This window comes from Sulfurihydrogenibium subterraneum DSM 15120, from assembly GCF_000619805.1.
GTDB lineage: Bacteria > Aquificota > Aquificia > Aquificales > Hydrogenothermaceae > Sulfurihydrogenibium > Sulfurihydrogenibium subterraneum.
The window spans coordinates 1-7,356 of record NZ_JHUV01000005.1; the positions used below are offsets into that span (position 1 = coordinate 1).

Below are 7,356 nucleotides of genomic sequence, written 5' to 3' on the forward strand. Positions count from 1 at the left end.
TTTATTTTGTTTGATAGTTTTTTTGGAAAGAGTTTTGTTATATACATTGGCGTTCCTATAATGCCTTTCATTTTACCTACCTCCTGTTTAGTAAATTTATTTTACAGGGGTAGGTGTTCACTGTTTATATGAACTTATACAGCAATAAGGCAGGTTTAAACCTGCCTTGTAGAAGGTTAAGCCACTTTTTCTATGATTGACTTAGTAGATATTACGTGTTTGTGAAGACCTAACTCTTTTGGTTTTAAACCTATTGCAAGACCTATTAACTGTGGTAAGTGTAAAACAGGCATACCTATATTTACGCCTATCTTTTCTTCTGCTTCTGGTTGCATAGCGTCAAGCTGTGTATGGCAAAGTGGACAAGGTGTAACCATAAAGTCTGCTCTTTGCTTTTTAGCTGCTTGTGTATCCATAGCTGTAAGTCTTAAAGTTACCTTATCTTCCGCCGACCAGAATGAATGGAAACCACAGCAGGCAAGTCTTGCTTCGTGGTCTACTGGGTTTCCTCCAAGAGCTTCTATAAGCATTTCAATAGATTTTGGATTATCAGGGTCTTCGTATCCTATTAGGTAAGGTGGTCTGATTATATGGCAACCGTAAAACGGTGCTATGTTAAACTCTTTCAAAGGTCTTACTACCATAGATTTTAATTTATCTAAACCTACTGCATCTATAACTTCCCATAGAAAGTGAGTTACTTCAATTGTTCCTTTGTACTCTAATCCAGTTTCTTTTAAAACTTCGTTAACTGCTTCTCTGACTTCTGGGTTTTTATCTAACTTAAATTTCGCTTCTCTTAACATTAATGTACAGGTATTACAGATTGTAAGCATATCAAGTCCAAGTTCTTCTGCAAGTGCGAGGTTTCTTGCGTTTATAACAAGGGACATAAACTCGTCTTTTTCTTGGACTGCTCCAGCTCCACAGCATGTTGCAGCTTCAAGTTCTATAAGCTCCATTCCTAATTTTTCTGCTACAAGTTTTGTTGATTCATACAGCTCTGGTGCAACACCTTTTGCTGAACATCCTGTATAAAAAGCATACCTTAACATCTTTAATTCCTCCTTTAAGCCTTTTGTTCTTTAAGTTTTTTTGATTTTCTCTTGTCTTCGTAAACAGTTTGAACGTCTGGAATTATCTTTATCTTAACTTTATCTTTCATTTGTCTTGCTTTATCCATTATTTTTTGTACTTCTTCGTGTCTTTTTACTTTATGCCCTCCAAAGAAGTCTGCTATATTTACTTTTCCTTTAAAGAACATTCTTATTCCAAAAGGTGCTCTTTTAGCAGCTCCAAGTAATCCTTCCTGTCTCATTGGTAATAACATCTCGTTTAAAAGACCTCTGTTGTAAATATCTTTTTCAAAGATTTCTGCGTGTATTTCTCCAGGGGATTTAAATCCTTCTTCAGCTGCTATTATTCTTGTTCTTATGATGTTTTCGTAAGGTTGAACTTCTTTAGGACATCTTGTTGTACATTCCATACATCTTACACACCATTCCAAGTTAAACTCTTTTAAAACCTCTTCCAATCTTTCTTTTTTAGCGCCGTCTCTTGAATCTGCTACAAATCTATAAGCTTTTGATATAACCATAGGTCCTAAAAAGTCTTTGTTTGCCTTTAACGCATTACAGTCAGACATACAGCTGTTGCATAGTATACAGTCTGATGCGTAGTCTATTTTTTGATGATCAAATGGGTCTTGTCTGTACTCTTTACCGTCTGCAGGTGGAGCTTCTTTTGGTATAAACCAAGGTTTAATTCTTTTGAGTTTATCAACAACCCAGTCCATATCGTATATTAAATCTTTTAACGGTTTTATATTTCCAACAGGTTCTACAACTATCGTATCTGTTTGGTATTTATCTAAAAGATGGGTTACCTGAACTTTACAGGCTAAAGTTGCGTGTCCGTTAATCCTCATGGCACAAGAACCACATATAGCAGCTCTACAGTTATAACGGAAAGATATAGATGGGTCTTGTTCTTCTTTTGCTTTAAAAAGTGCTGCCAGTACTGTCATTCCTTTTTCTACTGGGAGTCTGTAGGTTTTGTAGTAAGGCTGACTATCTTTTGTAGGGTCGTATCTGAACACTTTTAAATTGAAAAACTCCATCTTACACCACCTCATAAAAAATTTACTCTACTATATTTAAACATATTTTCATATAAAATCAAACAGCATTTTATTTTTTAATACCCCATTTTTTTAGCTTCATTCCAAAGGTTATCCATCTCTTGTAAACTCATCTCTTCTAAAGATTTACCCATCTGTTTTGCCTTTTCTTCTATGTAATTAAATCTTTTTATCATTCTGTCTATTGATAGATGGAGAGCTTCTTCTGGGTCTATTTTCATAAATCTTGATAGATTTGTTATAGCGATTAAAATGTCTCCAAGCTCGTGGATTTTTTCATCTTGTTTTTTTGCTTCTTTTAATTCTTGAAGTTCTTCTTCTACTTTTTTCCATACTTGGTCTATATTTTCCCACTCAAAACCTACTTTTGCAGCTCTGTTTTGAACTTTAACAGCTCTGGTTAAAGCAGGCATTCTTTTTGGTATTCCCTCTAATATGGATTGTTTTTCTTTCTGTTTTATTTTATGCCACTGGTCTAAAACTTCTTCCTGAGTTTTTACCTGTGAGTCTCCAAAAACGTGTGGATGCCTTCTTATAAGTTTTTCTATAAGATTTTCTATTACTGTATTTATATCAAAGGCATTTTCATCTTTTTTAATCTGACTGTGGAATACAACCTGAAGCAAAACGTCTCCCAGTTCTTCAATCATTTTATTGTTATCGTTTTCTTCTATAGCTTCTAACAGTTCATAAGCTTCTTCTATAAGATTATTTTTTATCGATTTATTCGTTTGTTCTTTATCCCAAGGACACTCTCTCCTTAACCTCTCAACTATATCAACTAACTTTTGAAAGTTTTCTCCTTCTTTTCTACACTCCATAATCCTACACCTGATAAAAAGTAATTTTAACTATGATAGCAGAATATAAAGGAAAATATTAGATAAATGCGACTATATATAGATAGAATTTTAGCTTAAAATGTTGTATAAGTTCTATTAGTTAAAAATTTTATCATAAATTCAACCAACTATTTCATTTGCAATAAGCTCAGCTTGTTTTAGTACTGTTTCGGTTGCAAGCTCCTGCATATCAGGTGGATAACCGTACTGCCTTAAAGTTCTTTTTACTATAACTTTTAGTCTTGACCTTGCACTTTCTCTTATAGTCCAGTCTATAGTTGCGTTTTCTTTTACTTTTTTATATAAAACCGTAGCAAGTTCCCTAAGTTTTTCTTTTCCCATTAACTCCCTTGCACTTTTATTTTCTGCAACCGCACAGTAAAAAGCATACTCATATTCGGATAGTCCCATCTCTTTAGGCTCTTTATCACTTTCTTTTATTTCTTTTGCAAGATTTATAAGCTCATCTATAACTTCAGCCGCTGTGATTAGTTTGTTATTGTATCTTCTAATTAAATCTTCTAAAGATTTCATTAAAGATTTACTTTTTACAAAGTTTATTTTTATCCTTCCTTTAATTTCGTCATTAATTAGCTTTTTTAATGTTTCAATTGCTAAGTTTTTGTATTTCATTCCTTTTATTTCTTCTAAAAACTCGTCAGATAAAATTGATATATCTGGCTTTTTAAGTCCTGCTGCATCGAATATATCAATAACACCACTTGAAGATACAGCTTTATCTATAATCTGTTTTATCGCTGTTTCATAGTTTTCAATGGTCTGTTCATTCTCGGTATTAAACTTTATAAGTCTTGATTTTACCGCTTGGAAAAATGCCACTTCTTCTTTTATTTTCATAGCTTCAGGGTGAGGTACTGCTATTGAAAAGGCTTTTGATAATGCACTAACAGCGTCAACATATCTTTTTTTCCCATTTTCAATTCCAAGAATAAAATCTTCTGCTTCAAGGATAATATTTAATTTTTGTGAAGTATCTGCACTAAAATATCTTTTATACTCAAAGCCATAAAACATATCTCTAACAACTTCTAATTTTTCAAGCATTATTTCTATAGCTTCTTCTTGTAGTTTTGCAGGGTCTCCTTTTCCTCCACTTTCTGCATAGAAAGATAAAGCCTCTTTTAAATCTGAAGCTATTCCTATATAGTCAACTATAAGTCCACCTGTTTTGTCTTTGTAAACCCTGTTTACCCTTGCTATTGCTTGCATTAGAGTATGACCTTTCATCGGTTTATCAATATACATTGTATGAAGACAAGGCACATCAAATCCTGTAAGCCACATATCAACAACTATCACAAGCTTTAACTCATCTTCTGGGTCTTTAAATCTATCAGCAAGGATTCTTCTTTCTTCTTTTGTTAAATAAAATCTTGATATTTCTGGCTCATCTGAAGATGATGTTGTCATTACAATCTTTATTTTTCCTTTTTTTAACTCATCACTGTGCCAGTCTGGACGAAGCTTGATAATCTCATCATATAGACTGGCGGCAATTTTTCTTGTCATGGCAACAATCATTCCTTTTCCATCCATCACTTCAAGGCGGTTTTCAAAATGATTAACAATATCTTTTGCTATCTCTTGTATTCTTGGTTTAGCTCCAACTAACGCTTCAAGTTTAGCCCATTTTGCCCTTGCTTTTTCTACTTCTGATAATCCTTTTTCATCTAATTCTTCTTCATATTCTTTTATTAATTTTTTTCCTTCTTCTGTTATATCTATTTTTACAAGTCTACTTTCATAGTAAATTGGAACAGTTGCTCCATCTTCAACTGCGTTTGCTATGTCGTAGATATCAATATAGTTTCCAAAAACTGCAGGTGTGTTTCTGTCTGTTTTTTCAATTGGTGTTCCTGTAAAGGCTATATAGGTTGCATTTGGTAAAGCATCTCTTAAATACTTTGCAAATCCGTATCTTATATCTCCTGTTTCTTTATCTACTTTTGCTTTAAATCCATACTGTGTCCTGTGGGCTTCATCAACAATAACAATAATGTTATCTCTATCAGATAGGGTTTCATAAATGTTTCCTTCTTCAGTCCAGAATTTGTGAATAGTTGTAAAGATAACTCCACCGCTGTTTACTTTTAAAAGTTCTTTTATATGCTGTCTACTTTTTGCTTGGACAGGTTCTTGTCTTAATATTTGAGTTGCACTGGCAAATGTATCAAACAGTTGGTCGTCAAGGTCGTTTCTGTCGGTAATAACCACGATTGTTGGGTTATTTATAGTTTGAATTATTTTACCAGTGTAAAAAAGCATTGTCAGAGACTTTCCAGAACCTTGAGTATGCCAAACAACGCCGGCTTTTTTGTCTCCTTCTGGTTGATTTTTAACATCGGGTAGTCCATAAGATGCAGGAGACTGTCTTAAGGTGTCTGCTTTTTTATTTTTTCCTACTGCTCTTATTGTTGATTTTATAGCCTTGTTTACTGCGTAGTATTGGTGGTATGCTGCTATCTTTTTTACTGTTTGGATAATTGTTTGTCCGTTTTTATCTTCTTTTTTTGTTTTTTCAAAAAGGATAAAAAATCTTATGTAGTCAATTAAAGTTTGTTTATTTAAAAGTCCTTTTATTAATGTTTCAAGCTGACTTACAAGGTGTGAAGCTTCTTTTTTTCCATCTGCTGTTTTCCAGTACATAAATCTATCGTATCCAGCAGATAAACTGCCCATTTTGGCTTCAAGTCCATCTGATATTATTAAAATTTCGTTGTATGTAAAGAGTGAAGGTATGGCTTTTTTATAGGTTTGAAGCTGGTTATAAGCTGATTTTATAGTAGCATTTTCATCTGCTGGATTTTTAAGCTCCATTACTACAAGTGGAAGTCCATTTATAAACACGACAATATCAGGTCTTTTGTTTTTATGGTTTTCTATAACGGTAAACTGATTAACTACTAAAAAATCGTTATTTTCAGGATTTTTAAAATCAACAAGCCATACAATATCTCCTCTTTCTATACCGTCTTTTTGGTATGTGATTTTTACTCCTTCTGTTAGCATTCTGTGGAATGTTTCATTGTTTAATATTAGGTCTGGTGTGTTTATATTGGTTATTTGTTTTATAGCGTCTTCTATTGAGTTTTCTATTAGGTCTGGATTTATTCTTTTTATGGCTTTTTTTAATCTATCAAACAGTATTACATCTTGAAAGGAGCTTCTTAAAAGGTCATCTCCGCCGTATATGTAATCGTATCCTTGATTTTTTAGAAGGTCTATAGCAAGGTTTTCAACGGAATTTTCATTAATCATATTTTACCCTCACTTCCCCGCTCATAAGTTTTGGTAATAGTATATCTCTTAAATTTTCAAGAGTTTGGATTTGTTCTTTGTTTTTTAATATTTTATTAAAAATAGGGTCTATAAGTTTATTAAATTCTCTAATGTATTCTTCATCTTTTGGAAAAGAAAATGTAAGATAATCTATACTTGAAGAAGCATGTAAAATTACTGTTCCAGAAGAATGAGCGTTTATCAAATCTTGTATATCTTTTGATTTAAAAATAAGATATTTTAAGCCTAAATTATCAAAAACTGAATTTTTAGAGTAAATCTTTCTAATTCCAGATGAAAAAGCTCCTTCTAAACCAAAATTAATCCTTCCAACTGTTCCATCAAAAGACATTAATAAATCCTCTTTCTTACATAACATTTTTGCAATGTCTTTTTTTATAAAAGTGTTTCCTTTATCATCTAATAAATCTCCAACTCTTATAAATCTAACAGTATCAGGTAACTGTTCTTCTATATAATTTTTACTTCCCGGTTCAAAACCTTTTTCAAAAATATAAATATCTTTAAGATTTACCTCTTCCCAATCATCTTTTGCATCTTCTATAAACCACTTTCTAAAAAGTGTTTCTGCCATTTGTTCAAGGGTTTGATTTTGACGGTGTAAAAGGTCTATTTTATCATCAAGAGATGAAAGCACAGAGGCTATGGCTTTTTGCTCGGGAAGAGGGGGGAATAAAAATTCATAACTCAAAACTACATCTGTTTGTACTCGTTGTCTCCCTGAGCTACCAGTCATTGATTTTATAGCTACATCTCTAAAATCTGGTGAAATAGCAAAGTAATATAAAAAATGACTATCTGTTATTCCCTTTTTTCCTCTTAAAACTATAAATTCTGTAGAACCAAATCCTATTTCATTATCTTCTAAAATATCAACATATGCTGTCTTACCGTTCTCCAAACTTGGTGTAATTCTTGCGACTAACGTATCACCGTTCCTAAATTTTGCACCTCCATTATATAATCCTATTTGATAAGTATAAATTTTTTTTGTAAAAGGTTGTAATGCTTCCATTGGTACTTCTTTAGCAAGAGTTCCCTTCTTTAATATTT

General features: G+C 32.5%; 5 protein-coding genes. All 5 read right to left on the minus strand.

The genetic code is table 11. The annotated features are described in order from the left end of the window. Nucleotides 1–176: 176 nt before the first annotated feature. Nucleotides 177–1,055 carry a CoB--CoM heterodisulfide reductase iron-sulfur subunit B family protein gene (locus Q385_RS0100625; RefSeq protein ID WP_028949815.1) on the minus strand — a complete coding sequence of 293 codons (879 nt, stop codon included), beginning with the start codon at nt 1,053–1,055 and terminating at the stop codon, nt 177–179. A gap of 14 nt (nt 1,056–1,069) precedes the next feature. After that, the gene (locus tag Q385_RS0100630; protein ID WP_028949816.1) at nt 1,070–2,119 is read right to left on the minus strand and encodes a succinate dehydrogenase/fumarate reductase iron-sulfur subunit; all 1,050 of its coding nucleotides are present in this window, start codon (nt 2,117–2,119) and stop codon (nt 1,070–1,072) included. A 77-nt stretch (nt 2,120–2,196) separates the two neighbouring features. Continuing rightward, nucleotides 2,197–2,961, minus strand: coding sequence for a nucleoside triphosphate pyrophosphohydrolase (mazG, locus tag Q385_RS0100635; protein ID WP_028949817.1), 765 nt, complete (start codon nt 2,959–2,961; stop codon nt 2,197–2,199). A gap of 141 nt (nt 2,962–3,102) precedes the next feature. Then, the gene (locus Q385_RS0100640) at nt 3,103–6,261 is read right to left on the minus strand and encodes a type I restriction endonuclease subunit R (protein ID WP_028949818.1); all 3,159 of its coding nucleotides are present in this window, start codon (nt 6,259–6,261) and stop codon (nt 3,103–3,105) included. Further along, nucleotides 6,254–7,356, minus strand: a 1,103-nt coding sequence (locus Q385_RS08750; RefSeq protein ID WP_037919320.1) for a restriction endonuclease subunit S, incomplete at its 5' end; no start/stop codon positions are given. The genes Q385_RS08750 and Q385_RS0100640, both read right to left, overlap by 8 nt.

Excerpts from the sequence above, each read along its gene's own strand:
- Q385_RS0100625 (WP_028949815.1), bottom strand. The coding sequence starts at position 1,055 with ATGTTAAGGTATGCTTTTTATACAGGATGTTCAGCAAAAGGTGTTGCA.
- Q385_RS0100630 (WP_028949816.1), bottom strand. The coding sequence starts at position 2,119 with ATGGAGTTTTTCAATTTAAAAGTGTTCAGATACGACCCTACAAAAGAT.
- mazG (WP_028949817.1), bottom strand. The coding sequence starts at position 2,961 with ATGGAGTGTAGAAAAGAAGGAGAAAACTTTCAAAAGTTAGTTGATATA.
- Q385_RS0100640 (WP_028949818.1), bottom strand. The coding sequence starts at position 6,261 with ATGATTAATGAAAATTCCGTTGAAAACCTTGCTATAGACCTTCTAAAA.